Genomic DNA, 15,876 nt, shown 5'->3' on the forward strand with positions numbered 1-15,876 from the left:
GGACTGCCTCTCCGGGCCGAAGCGTGTGAGTCGAAAGAGCTATTGTGTGCTGAGCTATAAGCCCTGAAAGGTGGACTTAGCAGGAGTCGAACCTGCGACCGTCGGATGAGTGCCCGATGCTCTACCAGTGTGTAAGCTCTATCGGTAAGGGCACGCCTCGGCTCGAACAAACAGTCCGGGGAAAGTGAAACGCGCGAGTTAGAAGAGCGATAGCAAAGTCTGATGCTCTCCCATTTGAGCTATGGCCGCACGATATGCGGCCAGCGGGACTCGAACCCGCAACCCTCAGATTAAAGTGTGTAAGCTCATTCCTGTAGGAGCGCGTTTCACTTTCGCATAGCTGACAGCTATCCGGGCTGAAGCGTGTGAGTCGAAAGAGCTTCAACGATGTTGTGATCGTGTAGATCAGCCGGGACTCGAACCCGAGTATTGAATTGTTCATTCAATACCTGCCAAAAGTGTGTAAGCTCAATCGGTAAGAACACGCCTCAGCTCGAATAGCGCCGCGCGTAGATATGTGCTGGATCCGGGCTGAAGTCGAGACGCACAAGTTGAAAGAGCTTTGAAAAACAAAAGCCAGTAAAGGGCTTTGCCTTTGACCACTCGGCCATATCCATAAAGGATAGTGGGATTCGAACCCACGGATGTGTATGTACGCTCAATCTGTGAGAGTGCGTCCCGGATTATTGTCTGTCTTTTTAACTATTATCCATAGAGTGCTTCTGGGCGCACAATGACTGCCTGATCGGTGCGGACAATCACATAGTCGTCCAGTATGTGGGTGGGTAAATCGAGGTAGTGAGTGACTGCCTGCTTGATCTCTTGATCTGTTGCCTGGTTGCCCAGATGCAGCGCAGCCAGACTCAGTTCTTCGCTGCGACCATTAAAGCGAACATGCAAAAGGCGTTGTGTCATGCTGTCCTCCAATCACGCAGTCACTGTACCTGACATTTCACGAGAAATTTGTTGTTTGTCAAGTAGTCTACATAGGTAACTATACAGAAAAGCCACCAGCTTTGTCAAGTGTTTTTGCGACATATTTTGCGCCCCTCGAAAAAAAATGAGAGAAAGAGCGCCTCTCTTCTGCCGGTACTCTGTCTTGAGCAAAAGCGTGAAAGCTATCAACGAAATGCTATAATACATCTAAAATTACCCTGAAGCTATGAGGTATATCACAAATGCAACCTTTTGACGATATAAAGGCAAGAGCGATGCGTTTCCCGGAGGTTGACCTGACGAAGGGACGCAGTATCGCGTATTCGCGCAGTGTGACGCGTCGTATCATGGAACTGATCGACGGCAATTCACAGGGGAACGTGCATGGTGGGGTCATTATGCGTATGGTTGATGAGGCCGCCGCTATTGTGGCGATCAAACATAGTCAGCGACCCTGTGTGACGGCTCGTGTGGAGCGCTTTGACTTTGTGGCTCCCGCCTACATTGGCAATGTAGTAACGGTCGATTGCGCGTTAAACTACGTTGGACGAACCAGTATGGAGGTAGGCGTTGAGGTCACTGCTGAGGATCTGATGACCGGTGAGGTGCGAAAGATCGCAAGCAGCTATGTTATTTATGTCGCGCTCAATGAGCAAGGCAAGCCGACGCCTGTTCCACCGCTTGAACCTGCCGATGAGGAAGAGGCCGCTCGAATCGAGCGTGCTCGGATTCGGCGTCAGCATATGAAGCGCCTGGACGAAGAATTAGAGAAGTTACATCCATAATTCTCTATTTTGTTGTGGCAGGGCACAGACCAAAAAGGGCCTGTGCCCTTTTCTTTTTTCCGCTTTTGCGAGGAGACCGGGTATTTCTTCTCTACAAAACCACAAAAAGGAGTTGTAGATTTTGTATGTATAAGAAACTGGTCTCTCTTTTGCTCAAGGAGCAACTATGTGCGTTTCTGGGAGTGTCTGCCCGGAAAGGAATCTATAAAGCGGAACTGGTGGAACGGGTATGTCAACTGGTTGAAAGCGACCCGCAGGAGATGCAGCGGCTGCTCGCGATGTTTCCAATAGAGTTAGCCGTTGTGCCGGGCGAACTGGAGGAGCTCTTGCACTGTACGGCTACCGAACGCAAGCGCTGGACGCGGGAAGGCAAGCTGCCGGTGCTGGAATATCGTGAGGTGCGGATCTCCGGGCGCATGTGTCGCTTCGCTGTTCACGATAGGCGTGAGATCATGGCGATCACTGCCGAGACTGTTGCACGTTGGCGTGAGGAGCATGCGGTGCTGGTTCAGCAGAGGCGGTCAGCGGGGGCAAGAAGCGCTGCTAATCGCAAGACCGAGCGACAACAGGTGCGTGAGCAGTTCTGGATCTCCTGGGAACAGATGAGGGCAGAATGGGAGGATGCGGCTGGTGCTCAGGGTGCGGCTGTGCTTCGGCTGGCATACTGGACAGTATGGGCGTCGCGCTGGGCCAAGTTCTATCATGTGAAGCATCTGCGGGGACGGAAGCATGCCCAACGATACGCAGAGCTGCGTGATCGCTGGTATGCATTGAAGCAGCAGGCAATGCTGGCGCTGTGGCGGACTCCCTATGCTTTGTTGTCATTCTATCGGCCCCCTTCTCCTGATCGTGAACACTTCTGGCTCTGCCAGAAGCATTACGAAGAGAAATGTGAGGAGGAGTACGAGAGCGTTTACGATTTTTTCCGCTTCAATCAAGCACGAATTGAAACCTGTCCGGCGTGTCAGATTGAGCGCGTCAAGGATTATTATTCGCTCTATCTACTTGAGATCATGATTGAAGCGGTGCCGGAGGCACGGTTCGCTTTTCATCTGCCCTATCCGCTAGGGCGAAGCAGCCTTCCCGCTCCGAAGGTTCTCCCGGCTGTAATCCATGTTGAACAAGAAGGGCTTTTTCGCTTTGGGAGACCACTGACTATTGATGAGCAGAGCGTTTATCGTGAACAGGATGTTCTGGCTTCTCTGGAACAGGCGTTGCATGAGGTGCAGGCCTTGTTTGCGTGAGGGGAATGCTGTTAGAGAGTGCGGGACGGTTCGGGGCTGGATCGTCTCGCCTCTCAAAAGGGGTTGGGTCTTGGCAGAGAGGGATGTATAATAAAGGTTGTATGAAGAAGTGCCTGTTGTGATATGATGGGAAAGTATATCTAAATGTATTTGATTTTGCTGGCTGAGATCACTTTTGCATGCTTATGAGCTTATCCTGACCACGACCTGCTATGGCGAAGAGAGCTCTATGCCACAATGTAATTCGGGCAATTGGGGCTGAGCCTACTCTGGATATCTTTTTTCCCTGATTTTCCACAGTGATATGATGCTGGCAAAAACATATTGCGAAAAGTGAAGGAAAAGGAATACACTTTGACTATCAAATACTGCTAGCAGAAGGCTGACTGGCGAAAGCCGGGAATAGTGTAAGGGCAATCGTATCAAGCAGCCGGTTCGTTCTGCTAATTGAGGAGGACTTATGGATATTTCGTTGCGGTTGGATACCCTGGGGTTGGTAGAGGTACGCTATTTGCGCGGACGAGAACGGTACCGGGAATGGCCTCAGTTTGAGTTACTGGCAGCTTCCAGACAGGCGAGAATCTTTGCCTATTTTAATCGTGAAGTGGCAGAGCAGTTGCACCAGCAAATTCTGATGGTTGAGGCTGCGGTGGGATTGAGTGAAGAGGGCAACGATGTTTCTGAGAAAGCAGAAGGTGCCAGCCAGGAGGAAGCGCGTAGCGAAGAGGATGTGAAGAATAGCGAGAAGGAAGCGACCTCTTTTTCCCCTGCCTTTGCTCAGGCGCTCAAGCAGTTGAATGAGCTTGCTCGTCAACGGTTACCTGAAGCCGGGACGAGTGGCACGACGACCAGTGGCGAACTGACCCAGGATATAGATGAAGAAGATGACGCGCTGGAACAGTTGCAAGATGCCTTTACACAGATGATGGAGGTGATTCGGGAACTGGCTGAAGAGCTTTCGACTGATGCTCTCAAGCTGACCAGTCGCTTTAAATGTGCCCGCACAAATATCGAGTTTATCCCCCGGCCAGATACCGAGGCAGAGGATGAGGAAGATCTGGAACTGGGTTCTGAGGGCGGTATTGTCGATATTGAAGTTGAACTGGTGATGGTGTTACAGTTATTTGAGGAAGGGCGCGCTCGTCCTGACGATCTACCAGCAGTCGAGTTGCAGCTTGATGTGGACGACTTTGAACGTTTGCATGAGACACTGGATTTTGCGCTTGACCGGGAGAAGCATAGTCGCAAACGGCACTAAACCCACATCCATAGGTCCGGAATGCGCTCTGCTGCTCTTTTCTGCTCTTTGTAGGATATTTTATCTGTAGAAAGGCAATATAACGGCATGAAGCGATCAATTACCATTGAGGATTTGTACCATTTTCACTGAAGCGGGCCACGATACTCCCGTCTTCAGGTGGGAGAGGATGGGTTTGTTGCAACGGCTGCTTAAGCGTGCCTCAGCCGGACTGATCTCCCGGTATACTATCGCGGCGGAAAGCGAGCATGCTGCGGGTACGAATATTTCTGCCCACTTTGACGGCACAATGCAAGATTGATCTAATAAAACAGTTGCCGTCAGATTATGGACAAGGGAGGAGATGCGGGGGAGGTTTATCCCGTATCTCCTCATGATCTTTGGTAAGGAATATTAAACGTGTGAGCGGCCTGTAGAGGTTGGTGATGGTGTGCTGGTCATATACAACGATGGAAATGGCATGCAGGAAGATGTGGAGCTGGTAATAGAAGTCCTTAGCCCTGACCTGCTAAACATTGCAATATTTGCCAGCTCCGTCGTTGTAGGCGTACGGATGCCACGAGGCGAGTCTGATAATACCTGGCGGCCCCGATCCGATTCAGACATGTAATTTTGTGATGGCTTTTTGTAGTTCATCATCTCGAAGCCAATCTTTAGGCGCTCTGTTTGCAATTTGTTTTGCCAGGGCTTTGCGATGATCACTGTGAATAGTTTCTACGAGTTCAATTCCTTGAATAAAACGAGTTTTGAATAGATCATAATCGTTTATCTTACAAGCTGCATCTGCTATATAGAGCAGTGATCCGCATTGCCCTCGTGGAGTCGCGTTCTGGAGAAGGCTTTTATCAAGCTGCTGGATTGCGGTCTTTGGATCTCCCAAATGCAAATAAGCCATTGCAGCATTGTGATGAAGTGTATAAGGTGTACAGTCCGCGTAATCGAGAACGACTGTTGTGTTTGCATATGACTCCTGGGCGAGCCCCATGTGACGTAAAGCTGTTTGCTTGTAATCTGCTCCCAGATAAGAGTATGCCTCAGCCATTATCGCGTGACAATTGCTTGCTATGTTTGTCTTCTCGCTTCTATTGGCGGTTAAAGCTTCCTTAGCCGCCTCGATAGCTTTTTCTGGACGAACCGGCGGACATACTAAATATGTCCAGCCCATATACGTTAAAGCTGCTGCTTGCAGAAGGTAGTCGTTGGATAGACGGCTGCACTGTATTGCCTCGTGATTAAATAGTTCGCGTGCAATATAGTTGGCTTTATGGGTCGCTGCAATAACGCGCAATAATAACGTTTTAGTAGCAATCGAGGCAAGCTGCTGCTGGTATGGGGAAGGTTCCAGCGCCATATTGATAAGCATTGGAGCGATAACTGATAGTATTTCTGATGCCTGCGAAGTATTGTTGTTAATTTGGTGCCAGCATTCACGTAACGCAGTATCCGATAACGTGATATACAGATCAGTCGGTATGGAGATATGATTTGGAGTAGCTAATCCTCCGCTACAAAGAAGTGTCAGAGCTTGTTGTAATAGCTGCCTGCGGCCTTTGTTCATGGGATCGTCCTTATCTAGTGAAGCTTCATTACCCAACTCCTTTATCAGTGAAGTGATAGGTTGTATGAAGCCCAACTCTTCGGCATTGCGGTTGAATAAATCGCAGAGAGCTTGTCGATGCTGCATTCCAACTCCCCGCAATCCTCGCTCCCATTTTGAGATGAGATCGGCAGATGTGCCAATCTTTCTTGCAACGTAGGCCTGACTCCAGCCTCGTTTTTCTCTCTCGTACTTTAATTTGTGGTTTGGTTCCATAACAACACTCCACGCCTACTTCTCTACTTCATAAGCTGATTATAACACAAAACATATGGTTTACAAGCAAGTGTCTTGATTTGTCTTGAAAATGCCATTTTATACCTAGCAAAGGTACATGTATGATTGTACGAGTAGAAAGAAAAAGGCATGCCCATGTTGCAGCTAACCCGTGAAGTGGTTAAAAAGCTGCAAGGCGAGGATCTGGGATCAAGCTATATCGCGTGATCTGGCCGCACAATATGGGGCGATTGCTGGAATGAATGGCGGGGTGACTCCGATGTTTACAGTGGTGACACCTACAATTCAAAGAGAGCAAGACCGGGAAAAGCTCTTTGCAGGTTGGAGAGAGCACGGAATTCTTGTTTCGGAGCATCAAGGCTCATGGATGCTTGTGTTCCCACCTGGTACTAACCGGGCCGAGATTCTACCTCGGATGTCTTACTATGCCGAGTATCTGGTGCAACTCCCTGATAAATGGTTTGTGATCATGCGAGATTATGGCTTGCCAGATGGGAGACAATATGTTGCTGTCTCATATCCTGTGGAAAAGTATAACCCACTACCGTGTTATATTGGGGAGTGGCAAAATGCATAGTAGATTTCCATTTGCTGAAGAGAAGATGTATACACTCTGCTTGAGCGGGGCCGAGATAAACATGCTATACGATATGGCCCGGCAGAGGACAGCCGAGATTATGGCCAAACATCCTTCGCGTGTGACTAATGCAGAGAGAATTGTTCTCATGGGGCTTATAAAATACAGCTCTATTGTAGAGCAAATCATAAGCGCAAATCATGTTAGAGGGATACCAGTAGATAATGTGCAATACAGCGTGGAGATGAGTGCTATCACTCTTGCCTCATTGCTTGTTGAAGCACAGAGGCAATATCATCTACTGAACTCTAAACCTGCATGGGAACATACATCTACTGAGGAGAGACGGCTAGGTAGCCTCTGGGTGTTCTGCCGTATTGCGGAGCGTATCGTTGACCAGGATAGGGCAAAAATGGCTTCGAGTGGTCCTGGGTTGTAGATGCTTGTTTAGGTGCTCTGTTTTGGGATTGCGTAGTAACTTATCGTTGTGGTTTGTCTGTCGTTGCCGGAAAGGACGTTGTTATGAGTAGCAAACCCTCTGTAGGCGCTCTGAGAGTTACTTACAGGGCTCGTAACTGGGAAAGTCCTGATACAAGGGTCAATGAACTACTCACTTTAGCTTGTGCAGGAGTACCATTGACAGAAGAGCAGGCCGAATTGCTGCTAGAGCATATCAGGGCTGTGACCGGTGTGGATTATACGTTCAATGATATTGATTTACCTATGCTCCCAACAGTTGAACGAGCACTGGTAGACAAAACCATTGATGCAATCAATCAGTGTTACAGTGTGTGTGAGGATGAATGCGCTTCCTCCGATGCTGTAGAGAATGCGAGGGGACTGTTCAATAGGTTGGTTGCTTTTCTTGAGCGGGCTCATGTGCCGGTTCTCTACTCAGAATACACTGAAAGGTGGTATGCATTGTATCGCGAAGTTCCAGCTTATTTCTACCATCTGGCTCATCCAGCCTCTCAGTCGTCTTGATCCATTTGCTCTTTCACCTACGCGTGGCTGATTAGGGGCCACACACAATCGGAAGTACCCTGTTTGACCCCGGGGTACTTCTTATATTCTCTTTCGGTACTCTCTGTGACTCCTCGCTAAAACTCCTTATCATTTTTCAAGGTTTGAATGAGGCAATTCTGTTGCCACCGGTCTCGGTAAACCAGAATGTTCCGTCAGGACCCTCGACAAGCCCGAGCGGCATACTACTTGCAGTGGGAATGCGATAATAGCGAAATTGCTGCTCACCATGTTTCAGTTGCGCAATGGCATTTTCAGAGGTAGAGACAACCCAGATATCTCCGTTTTGCTGACTGAGAATACCATAGACTCCATTTGCTCGCTTTGGCTCGTGTGCGGCACGGTAGACGGCGAACTGTTGGGTTGTGGGCTTATACTTCAGAACAAGTCCCTGTTCAAAGCCGGTTGCCCAGATGGCTCCCTCTGCATCGTGGGTGATTTCCATTAATCGATTCTGTTTCTCCGGGATCTCGATCAGAGTAACCTTACCTGTGGGGGGGTCGAGCCGCCCGAGTAAGGGCTTATTTGATAAGGTAAACCAGACTACTCCCTGCTTATCGATGGTCAGGCTATAGGGAGCATATTGCTGTACCGTTTTATGCTCCGTCAGGGCGTATTGCTTGATTGCGCCCGTGCGAGGATTCAATACACCGATCATGTCTGCATTCAATTCGGTAAACCAAATATTTCCTTGCTGATCGACTGCTAGATTATTGGGCGCTGAGGGGAGCTGCTGCTTATTATGCTCAAGTAGTGTGAGCGGATAGCGCTGAAACTCTCTGGTAGTTGGCGTGTAATGGCCGATAAAGTTTCCATACTGCTCCGCGAACCAGATCGTGTTATCAGGCGCGACGGTCAGACCCATGATCCCGTTTGCTCCCTCGGGGATGGGAATTTGTTGCAGCAGGGCATTGTGCGGAGAAAAGACGGAGAGATGGTTATATTCCATCTCTCCAAACCAGATATCTCCGTTTTGGTCAATAACCGGTCGCATCAACCCATTGCCTGTCTGGGGAAGCGGGTACTCATGGAAGCGACCGCTTGTGATGGTAGTCAGTTGAATGCCCTCTGCCGCCGGGTTCGCAGAAAGAGGTGAGCCAGAGCAGCCCACAAGCGTCACCGCGATTAGCAGAAGAGAGATCAGCAAAGAGACCAGTTGCTTCACAGCCGCACGTTATTCTACATACTGCCCGTAGACACCATCGTCGACGAGATGCAACAGGCGCGCCTTGACAAGCTTATGCTGCCAATCGTCTGTAGTCTCTGGCAGGTCGTGGAGCTCGACACGAATATAGTTATCGGTCAGTCCTTCCCAGCAGCCGTGCTTGTACTGTTCAATCAACACATCAACAGTCTCGCCCAGGAAGCGTTCACGGAAGAGGCGGCTATGCTCTTCGTTCAGTTCAAGCAGGCGGGCGCTGCGCTCTTTCTTGATATTCTCTTTGATGTGACCCTTCATTCGAGCGGCTGCTGTTCCCTGGCGTGGGGAGAAGCGGAAGACATGGGTTTTCGCGAATTCAAGCTCTTTTGCCATCTGGTAGGTCAGCTCGAAGTCCTCGTCTGTTTCTCCCGGGAAGCCAGTAATGATATCGGTGCTGATGGCAACGCCGGGGATCAGTCGCTTGGCGGTAGTAACAATAGTGCGATAGCGCTCTGAGTTGTAGCGGCGGGCCATACGGCGTAGGATCGCATCGGAACCACTCTGCATCGGGAGATGGAAGTGTCGGCACATGCGAGGATTCTCCCAGAGTTCCAGCCATTCAAGACGGAAATCTTCCGGCTCCAAAGAGGAAACCCTGATGCGCGGGATCTCCGTTTCCTTCAGCAGGGCTGAGATCAGGTCGCCGAGATCCTGTTTCTCTTCCGGATCGGGATGATAGTCGCCAAGATGAATCCCGGTCAGCACAATTTCCTGATAGCCTGCACGGACCTTCCGGCGCACATGCTCCACAACCGATTCGATGCTGCGGCTGCGTGACTTGCCACGTACATAGGGCACAATACAGTAGGTACAGCGGTTGTCACAGCCATCCTGCACCTTCATCTGCACGCGGGTACGTGAGAAGATCCGGTTGTGAGCGGGCTCGACCGGGGCCTCAGGGGTGTGATAGAAAGGTGCGAGGCCTGAGGGATTCTCTGGCTGCGGCTCCGGCTCTGCCGGGAGGAACGTCAGCTCAGTATCACTGCCGATATGCTGTGTATCCAGCGGGAGGACCGGCAGACTACGCCCTCGGGGAGCGGGCTCATTATTCGATGTCTCTGCTGTGTCGGGCTCAGTGGTGAATAAACGCTGCTTGATCGTATCAACCAGTGTATCTTTTGCCGTGTTGCCTACAACTAGATCGACACCGGGCAACGCAGCGACCGCTTTGGGGTTCAATTCAGCATAGCAGCCAGTGACCACGAGGAGCGCATCCGGGTGGCGACGATGAGCCTGAGCGATTAATTGCCGTGAGCTTCGGTCGCCTAGATGTGTGACAGTACAGGTATTGACAATGTAGATGTCTGCAACCTCGTTAAAGTCGCGCTGCTCAAAGCCAGCGGCGGACATCTGCTCGCCGATGGCCTCGCTGTCGGCCTGATTGACCTTGCAGCCCAGAGTGGTAACTGCAAATGTGTTTCCTCGTGGTGAGCTGTTTGACATGGTTCCCTTTACTTGTCGCTTTCTGTACTAGTTTGTAGATGCTGTGTGGCAACAATGGAGTGAGTGGCGCGCACTCAATTTTGAACGCACCAATTATAGCGCATTCTGGTTGCATTGTGTAGTAGCTGCTTATGGCCGAGCCGCTGGCTGTGGCACTTGTGGTTGCTGTGGAGCTGTGGGAACAGGTTCGGTCTCCATCAGATTTTTATGCATCAACGGGAGCGCGAACCAGACACAGCCCAGACCAAACAGCGAGCCAGTCAACAGGCGAAGAAACATATTGCTCTCGCGCCAGCCGAACATCTGTGTGAAGCCGTCAAGGGCCATCGGAACACACATAAGCACCCAGAGCCACCAGGGTAGGCCGGGGATACGCTTCTTCGTCAGGACGAAAATCAGGCTCCCCAGAAACATAGATGTGTAGATCGAAAAGTTACGCTGACACAAACCAAGTTGATGCCCGAAGAGATAAAATGAGTGTGATGGTATCTGCCCGCAGACGAGATGCATGGAATAGAACAGCGGTTTTGAGAGGTTATTCAAACCCAGAAACGCCAGAATTGGCACAAGAAAAGCTGCCAGAACCAGGAGCCCGAAGACCTGTGTAATGATAAGGGCCCAGTGGTCCATCAACAGATTGAGAATATGTTCTGGCCAGGCAAGCAGGCCCCGTCTTGGTTGAGATTGTTTGATTGGTGAGGCTGGTGATGCCATAGCATGTTCATCCTTCCTGAGCTGTTGCGCCTCTTTGCTGTGTTACAATCGATCCTCTTGTAGTGCTGCGAATACAGAGGCCAGTTCACTATATTCTATACGCCCTTCAGCTACCACAGTTTCATTGATCGTAATGACGGGGATACGGTATCGGTAGCGCTCAAAGAGCTCAAGATCTTTGCGGATATCGGTTTCGGTTAGATCGAACTCGGTTTCTTCCGCAATCCTGTCCAGTATGTCGCGAGCCTCATCGCAGAGGTGACAGCCCGCTTTTGTATAGAGAACAACCTGTAATGGGTGTTGTGGTCGCGTGCTCAAAAAGTTTCCTCCAAAAGATAGTGATAGTAATATCATACGACGCTTTTCCCCGGAAGACAAAGGAAAGCGGGAGGACCTCAGCCCTCCCGCTTGCGATTTCTGGCACTCACTTATGATAGGTGATCCTCAATCGGTTTTTCTTTCGGTAGCGGACGACCCGGTAGCCACCAGTTCCAGCGACCGAGCAGACGCATAGTTGCCGGGACAAGCAACGAACGCACAATCGTCGCATCGACGAGAATGGCAATCGTCATGCCAACGCCCAGTTCTTTCGTGACCGTCAGAGACGTGAAGATGAACGAGACGGTCACAACCAGAAAGAGCAGGGCGGCGTTTGTAATCACGCTGCCGGTCATTTCGAGACCACGGGCAACCGCAAGCGTATTATTCGAGGTGTGAAGCCACTCTTCACGCACCCGGCTCAAGAGGAACACTTCATAGTCCATCGAGAGGCCAAACAGGATACAGAAGAGCAGAATCGGCACAATGTTATCTACAAAGCCATTGCTGGTAAAGCCCAGAATGTTACTGAAGTTCCCCCATTGGAAAATGAAGACCAGAACGCCATAAGTCGCACTGATCGATAGCGCGTTCATGATAACCGCTTTGAGTGGCAGAAGCAGTGAGCGGAACATCAACATCAGCAGAATGAAGGTCGCAGAGACGATAAAGATGATGGCTTTCGGAAAATTTCCATAGAGGAAATTATCAAAGTCCATATAGATCGCCTGCATACCACCGACATGCACGGTGATGTTCTCAACCGCTTTGTCCCCTTCATTGCGCAGATGGGTGATCTGGTCGTTCGCTTCAGGGGTATTGGTTTTCGTGTCGGAGCTCACGGTAATCTGGGTAAGATCATCTTTTGTGGTGGACTCGACAAACTGGACCAGTGCCGGATTCTGTTTATATGCGCCGGTCGTGTAGAGCATAATGAGCTGGTCCTTCGTCAGTGCGGGACTGCCCGGAGCCGAAGGAGGATTCATAATGCTGGAAACGTCCTTGACGTGAGGCTGTTTCTTCAGCCAGTCGCTCAAATCGGCGATGTGATTCAACTGATCCTTCGTCAGTACGTCGCTCTTATCTTTTGTCTGTGCGACAATCTGGATCTGCTGATTCTCAAACTGGTCTGGGAACTGCTGTTTGAGAACCTCAAGTCCCTGGCGAGAGGGGGCCGTTTTGGGTAGCATGGTCTCGCTGCTGGTGCCAATGCGCATGGAAAGCACGGGCCAGCCCAGACCAACCAGAATCACACAGACAATCAGAATGGTGAGGAATGGCCGTTTCATCACACCAAGCGCGAGGCGATGCCAGAAGCCGCCAGGCTTGTTGTAGCCGTCCCCAGATGTGGGCATGGTGAGCTTCCAGAGGAATGGGATGCGAATTGAGTTCACGCGATGACCCACAATGCTGAGTAGTGCAGGCAGAAAGGTCAGGGCTGCCAGGACCGCTGCAACGATGACCGCTGCTCCGCCAATACCAATGGATGTGATAATGCCCAGGCCGATCAGCAATAGCCCGACAAAGCCGATGATTACCAGCAGGCCACTGAAGAGAATCGCTTCACCGGCAGTCGCAATTGTCCATGCGATCGCTTCCCGAACCGGATAGCCCTGAGCCAGTTCTTCACGGAAGCGCCGAATAATAAACAAGCTATAGTCGATAGATGCGCCTAAACCAATGATAGATATAACGCTCAATACATAGTTGCTGACCTCCATATTGAGCGCGATTGGATAGACAATTGCCAGGGCCATTACCACAGCAAGAATTGCCAGCAGCAGTGGCATCGCGGCGGCTGAAAGAGTACCGAAGACGACAATCAGGATCACGAGCGCAACAGGTAGGGCGAACAGGTCGGCCCGCTCAACGTCTTCCTGTGTGCGATGCAGCAGTTCCTCTGTCAGCGGAAGCTCGGATGTTAGATAGACGTGCGCCGGACTGGCCTTATCTCCGGTTGGAAGCTTGTCGCGGAGGGCTGGAACCTGATCCTGCATATCATTGGCATCAGCATCGAAATTCAGTACGAGAAAGGTTGTTTTCTCATCTTTGCCAATGCTGCCAGTCGTAATATTTTTCAGATGTGGGAAATCTTTGAGTTTGTCTTTGAGGTCGGAAATCTCTTTTTGATAGTCGGCGTCGGAGACTTTTGTGTTCTCCGATTGGAAGACAACAACAGCCTGTGATGCGGGGGCATCTAGTTTGTCTTTTAGAAGCTGTTTTACATGGACGGATTCACTGCCTTTGAGTTCAATGCCGCCACCACTGAAGAGTGAGGGCGTTTTTATCGCGAAAAAGGCACTGACCGCGATGATGAGAACCCAGAGGGCAAGGACAAACCAGCGAACGCGATAGATAAAGTGACCATAGGCAAGGCCAATGCGATAGATGCCGTGTGCCTCACGGGCTGGAGGTGTTTGCAATTGTTGTTTCTCTTCTACAGTCTCGGTATGTGTCGATCTCATGTGTATGCAAACTTCCCTTGTGCTTACTACAGTATGTAGAGAATTGTTTTCGCATGCCAGTAATCAGGTTTGGCTGGGAGAACAGCGGAAAAATGGGCCAGGCTTCTCGGTCCTCATCCCTTATAATGCTTCTGCCATGTCTTCTCTTCCCACGTCCTGTCCAACCCGGGGGGAGAACCAGCCTCAACGCTCGCTTGCTCTCGTTGCCTGATTGCGCCAGAGTGAAGGCATATCGCGCTTTATTATAGCAGGCAGGCGGTGCGTGCGCTGCATAAAAAGCAAGCCGAAGACATGCCCGAGGTAAAGCGCTTTCTTTTTGGGATCTAAAAGCTTAGATCCTTTTTCTGCTCTCAGGGTTTCATGAATTTCGAGGTTAACCTCATATTTTTTGAAAATTGGTTTTTGAGCGAAAAAGGAAGGGACAGGAGGAAGTCCCTTCCTCTGGACATACTGTTGTACTTATTAAATTGTGCAATCAATCGGCGGTGGTGGACAGTTGTTCTGCATATGGATGGTTGGTTTCGCGGGCACATGAGCGGGTTGCAGCACCTGTGAAAGCGGTCCTATATAACTACCGAGCAGGATGGTGACGGTCAATATCAGAGAGAGAAAAAGACGTTTGAGTGTATTCATAGTGGTCATAGCTCCTTTTGCATACTGTTTTATGAGAAAGGTGTTAGGAGCGAGGGAAAATCTTGCAGTTTTTGGAGAGACAAAAGAAAAGAAATAAAGAGATGATTGAAGAATCGCTAAAGTGGCTGTTCCTCTTCTATGGAAGAAGAGCCGCTTTCGTGCCTTATGCCTGAGGCGGCGACATGGAGGGAAGTGCCTTTTTCTCCTAATCGGTTTTTGTTGCTTGTAAGGCCTTTCGTTCTCTGATATAATTGTGGAGAGAAATTTCCGATTTCACCAAGTAATCGGAACTTTGCTGAAATGAGGGAACATTTACAATGGATGAGCTGCCAATCCGAGCCCAAAGTGTCGAGATCCTTCCGTTTGGGGCTCCTGAGTCGGTGGGTGATTTTGCCAACCGAATTGCGGGCGAAACCGCGCATATCCGCTATAGTTCTACTAAAGCGGAAAATACGCTGCGGAGACAGAAGGCAGATTTGAAGCTCTTTTTTCGCTTTCTGGAATCGGTTCAATATGAGCAACCTATTTCGCATTTCCTCGATAGTGGAGACTGGTCGCTCTGGAGTGGTGTGACGCATGGACTGGTAGAGGCGTTTGTTGAGTGGCAGACAAGGCGTGGCTACTCTATTGGAAGCATTAATGTGCGTCTGGCGACGATCAAGGCCTACTGTAACCTGGCGGTGAAAGCTGGAAAGTTGAGCCAGCAGGAATACGCTTCTATCAAACTGGTGAAAGGGTACTCTCACAAGGAGGGGGTGCATATTGATAGACGTCGCCCTATCACGCGGGTAGGGGAGAAAAAGCAACAGGCAACCAGTCTCAATATCGGCCACGCGACCCTGTTAAAACGTCAGCCTGATACAGAACTGGGACGGCGCGATGCGGCAATGATGTGCCTGCTGCTGGATCATGGGCTCCGTTGTGGTGAGCTTGCGGGCCTGCGTGTCGAACATATCAATCTCACCCAGGGGACGATCACCTTCTATCGGGAGAAAGTTGACATGGTGCAGACCCATCGTCTGACGCCTGATAGTCTGGTGGCGTTGATGCGCTATTTACCACAGGTGCAAGGGCCCTATCTGTTTGCCGGCTACAAAGGCCGTGCGATGTCGACCCGGGCAATCAATAAACGCGTTGGTCAACTGGGACGGATGATACAGCTTGAGAATCTCTCGCCGCATGATTGCCGTCACTACTGGGCGACGGTTGCGATGCGCAATGGGACCGATATCAAGGCGCTTCAAGTGGCCGGTGGATGGAAATCTGCGCATATGCCGTTGCGGTACGCCGAAGCAAGCGCTATCGCCAACGAGGGAGTGAAGCTTTATTAGGCTTCACTCTTTTTTTGCTTGTTGTTACGCTGGCTTGTAAGGCTCTTTTATACCAGAAGTTTGAAAGATATGAGAGAAATGCGTCTTTTTGATAGAGGGAGAAAATCTTATAAA

Annotated in this window: 15 protein-coding genes; 7 read left to right on the forward strand and 8 right to left on the reverse strand. The window is 50.3% G+C overall.

The features are described from left to right. Nucleotides 1–705: 705 nt before the first annotated feature. Nucleotides 706–915: a hypothetical protein gene (locus tag KTH_RS29295; RefSeq protein ID WP_497622410.1), complete on the reverse strand. Its 210-nt coding sequence runs from the start codon at nt 913–915 to the stop codon at nt 706–708. A gap of 263 nt (nt 916–1,178) precedes the next feature. Between KTH_RS29295 and KTH_RS29300 the strand changes: the two genes are divergently transcribed. The 4 genes from KTH_RS29300 to KTH_RS29315 all read left to right on the forward strand — a co-directional run bounded on the left by KTH_RS29300 (nt 1,179) and on the right by KTH_RS29315 (nt 4,524). Continuing rightward, nucleotides 1,179–1,721: an acyl-CoA thioesterase gene (locus KTH_RS29300; protein WP_111325785.1), complete on the forward strand. Its 543-nt coding sequence runs from the start codon at nt 1,179–1,181 to the stop codon at nt 1,719–1,721. 125 nt (nt 1,722–1,846) lie between these two features. Next, complete coding sequence (locus KTH_RS29305) at nt 1,847–2,965, forward strand: hypothetical protein (RefSeq protein ID WP_497622412.1); 1,119 nt, start codon at nt 1,847–1,849, stop codon at nt 2,963–2,965. A gap of 460 nt (nt 2,966–3,425) precedes the next feature. Next, nucleotides 3,426–4,223 carry a hypothetical protein gene (locus KTH_RS29310; RefSeq protein WP_497622414.1) on the forward strand — a complete coding sequence of 266 codons (798 nt, stop codon included), beginning with the start codon at nt 3,426–3,428 and terminating at the stop codon, nt 4,221–4,223. A gap of 169 nt (nt 4,224–4,392) precedes the next feature. Then, a complete protein-coding gene (locus KTH_RS29315; protein WP_281278976.1) occupies nt 4,393–4,524 on the forward strand; it encodes a hypothetical protein in 132 nt (43 codons plus the stop codon). A 297-nt stretch (nt 4,525–4,821) separates the two neighbouring features. Here the strand turns inward: KTH_RS29315 and KTH_RS29320 are convergent, their stop codons facing one another. Next, nucleotides 4,822–6,036, reverse strand: a complete 1,215-nt coding sequence (locus KTH_RS29320) for a helix-turn-helix domain-containing protein (RefSeq protein WP_497622416.1) — start codon at nt 6,034–6,036, stop codon at nt 4,822–4,824. A 172-nt stretch (nt 6,037–6,208) separates the two neighbouring features. Here KTH_RS29320 and KTH_RS29325 point away from each other — a divergent pair, with 172 nt between their 5' ends. Together KTH_RS29325 and KTH_RS29330 are read left to right on the forward strand one after the other, a co-directional pair. Further along, on the forward strand, nt 6,209–6,634 hold the full coding sequence (locus KTH_RS29325; protein ID WP_111325789.1) for a hypothetical protein: 426 nt from the start codon (nt 6,209–6,211) through the stop codon (nt 6,632–6,634). 636 nt (nt 6,635–7,270) lie between these two features. Further along, a complete protein-coding gene (locus KTH_RS29330; protein ID WP_497622418.1) occupies nt 7,271–7,618 on the forward strand; it encodes a hypothetical protein in 348 nt (115 codons plus the stop codon). A gap of 136 nt (nt 7,619–7,754) precedes the next feature. Here KTH_RS29330 and KTH_RS29335 read toward each other — a convergent pair whose 3' ends face one another. The 6 genes from KTH_RS29335 to KTH_RS29360 all read right to left on the reverse strand — a co-directional run bounded on the left by KTH_RS29335 (nt 7,755) and on the right by KTH_RS29360 (nt 14,431). Then, entirely contained in the window at nt 7,755–8,822 is a 1,068-nt protein-coding gene (locus tag KTH_RS29335; RefSeq protein WP_497622420.1) for a virginiamycin B lyase family protein, read from the reverse strand. Nucleotides 8,823–8,831: 9 nt separating this feature from the next. After that, entirely contained in the window at nt 8,832–10,301 is a 1,470-nt protein-coding gene (mtaB, locus tag KTH_RS29340; RefSeq protein ID WP_497622422.1) for a tRNA (N(6)-L-threonylcarbamoyladenosine(37)-C(2))-methylthiotransferase MtaB, read from the reverse strand. A gap of 129 nt (nt 10,302–10,430) precedes the next feature. Further along, nucleotides 10,431–11,015: a DUF2085 domain-containing protein gene (locus KTH_RS29345; RefSeq protein WP_497622423.1), complete on the reverse strand. Its 585-nt coding sequence runs from the start codon at nt 11,013–11,015 to the stop codon at nt 10,431–10,433. 42 nt (nt 11,016–11,057) lie between these two features. Next, entirely contained in the window at nt 11,058–11,333 is a 276-nt protein-coding gene (locus KTH_RS29350) for a glutaredoxin family protein (protein ID WP_497622425.1), read from the reverse strand. A gap of 110 nt (nt 11,334–11,443) precedes the next feature. Next, entirely contained in the window at nt 11,444–13,798 is a 2,355-nt protein-coding gene (locus KTH_RS29355) for an MMPL family transporter (protein ID WP_497622427.1), read from the reverse strand. 462 nt (nt 13,799–14,260) lie between these two features. Continuing rightward, nucleotides 14,261–14,431: a hypothetical protein gene (locus tag KTH_RS29360; protein ID WP_497622429.1), complete on the reverse strand. Its 171-nt coding sequence runs from the start codon at nt 14,429–14,431 to the stop codon at nt 14,261–14,263. A gap of 317 nt (nt 14,432–14,748) precedes the next feature. Between KTH_RS29360 and KTH_RS29365 the strand changes: the two genes are divergently transcribed. Beyond that, entirely contained in the window at nt 14,749–15,762 is a 1,014-nt protein-coding gene (locus KTH_RS29365; RefSeq protein ID WP_497622431.1) for a tyrosine-type recombinase/integrase, read from the forward strand. The last annotated feature ends 114 nt before the right edge of the window (nt 15,763–15,876 follow it).

Source organism: Thermosporothrix sp. COM3 (genome assembly GCF_059696735.1).

What these genes read in the sequence shown, in the direction of transcription:
- KTH_RS29295 (WP_497622410.1), bottom strand. Translation starts at nt 915, where the DNA reads ATGACACAACGCCTTTTGCATGTTCGCTTTAATGGTCGCAGCGAAGAA.
- KTH_RS29300 (WP_111325785.1), top strand. Translation starts at nt 1,179, where the DNA reads ATGCAACCTTTTGACGATATAAAGGCAAGAGCGATGCGTTTCCCGGAG.
- KTH_RS29305 (WP_497622412.1), top strand. Translation starts at nt 1,847, where the DNA reads ATGTATAAGAAACTGGTCTCTCTTTTGCTCAAGGAGCAACTATGTGCG.
- KTH_RS29310 (WP_497622414.1), top strand. Translation starts at nt 3,426, where the DNA reads ATGGATATTTCGTTGCGGTTGGATACCCTGGGGTTGGTAGAGGTACGC.
- KTH_RS29315 (WP_281278976.1), top strand. Translation starts at nt 4,393, where the DNA reads ATGGGTTTGTTGCAACGGCTGCTTAAGCGTGCCTCAGCCGGACTGATC.
- KTH_RS29320 (WP_497622416.1), bottom strand. Translation starts at nt 6,036, where the DNA reads ATGGAACCAAACCACAAATTAAAGTACGAGAGAGAAAAACGAGGCTGG.
- mtaB (WP_497622422.1), bottom strand. Translation starts at nt 10,301, where the DNA reads ATGTCAAACAGCTCACCACGAGGAAACACATTTGCAGTTACCACTCTG.
- KTH_RS29345 (WP_497622423.1), bottom strand. Translation starts at nt 11,015, where the DNA reads ATGGCATCACCAGCCTCACCAATCAAACAATCTCAACCAAGACGGGGC.
- KTH_RS29355 (WP_497622427.1), bottom strand. Translation starts at nt 13,798, where the DNA reads ATGAGATCGACACATACCGAGACTGTAGAAGAGAAACAACAATTGCAA.
- KTH_RS29360 (WP_497622429.1), bottom strand. Translation starts at nt 14,431, where the DNA reads ATGAATACACTCAAACGTCTTTTTCTCTCTCTGATATTGACCGTCACC.
- KTH_RS29365 (WP_497622431.1), top strand. Translation starts at nt 14,749, where the DNA reads ATGGATGAGCTGCCAATCCGAGCCCAAAGTGTCGAGATCCTTCCGTTT.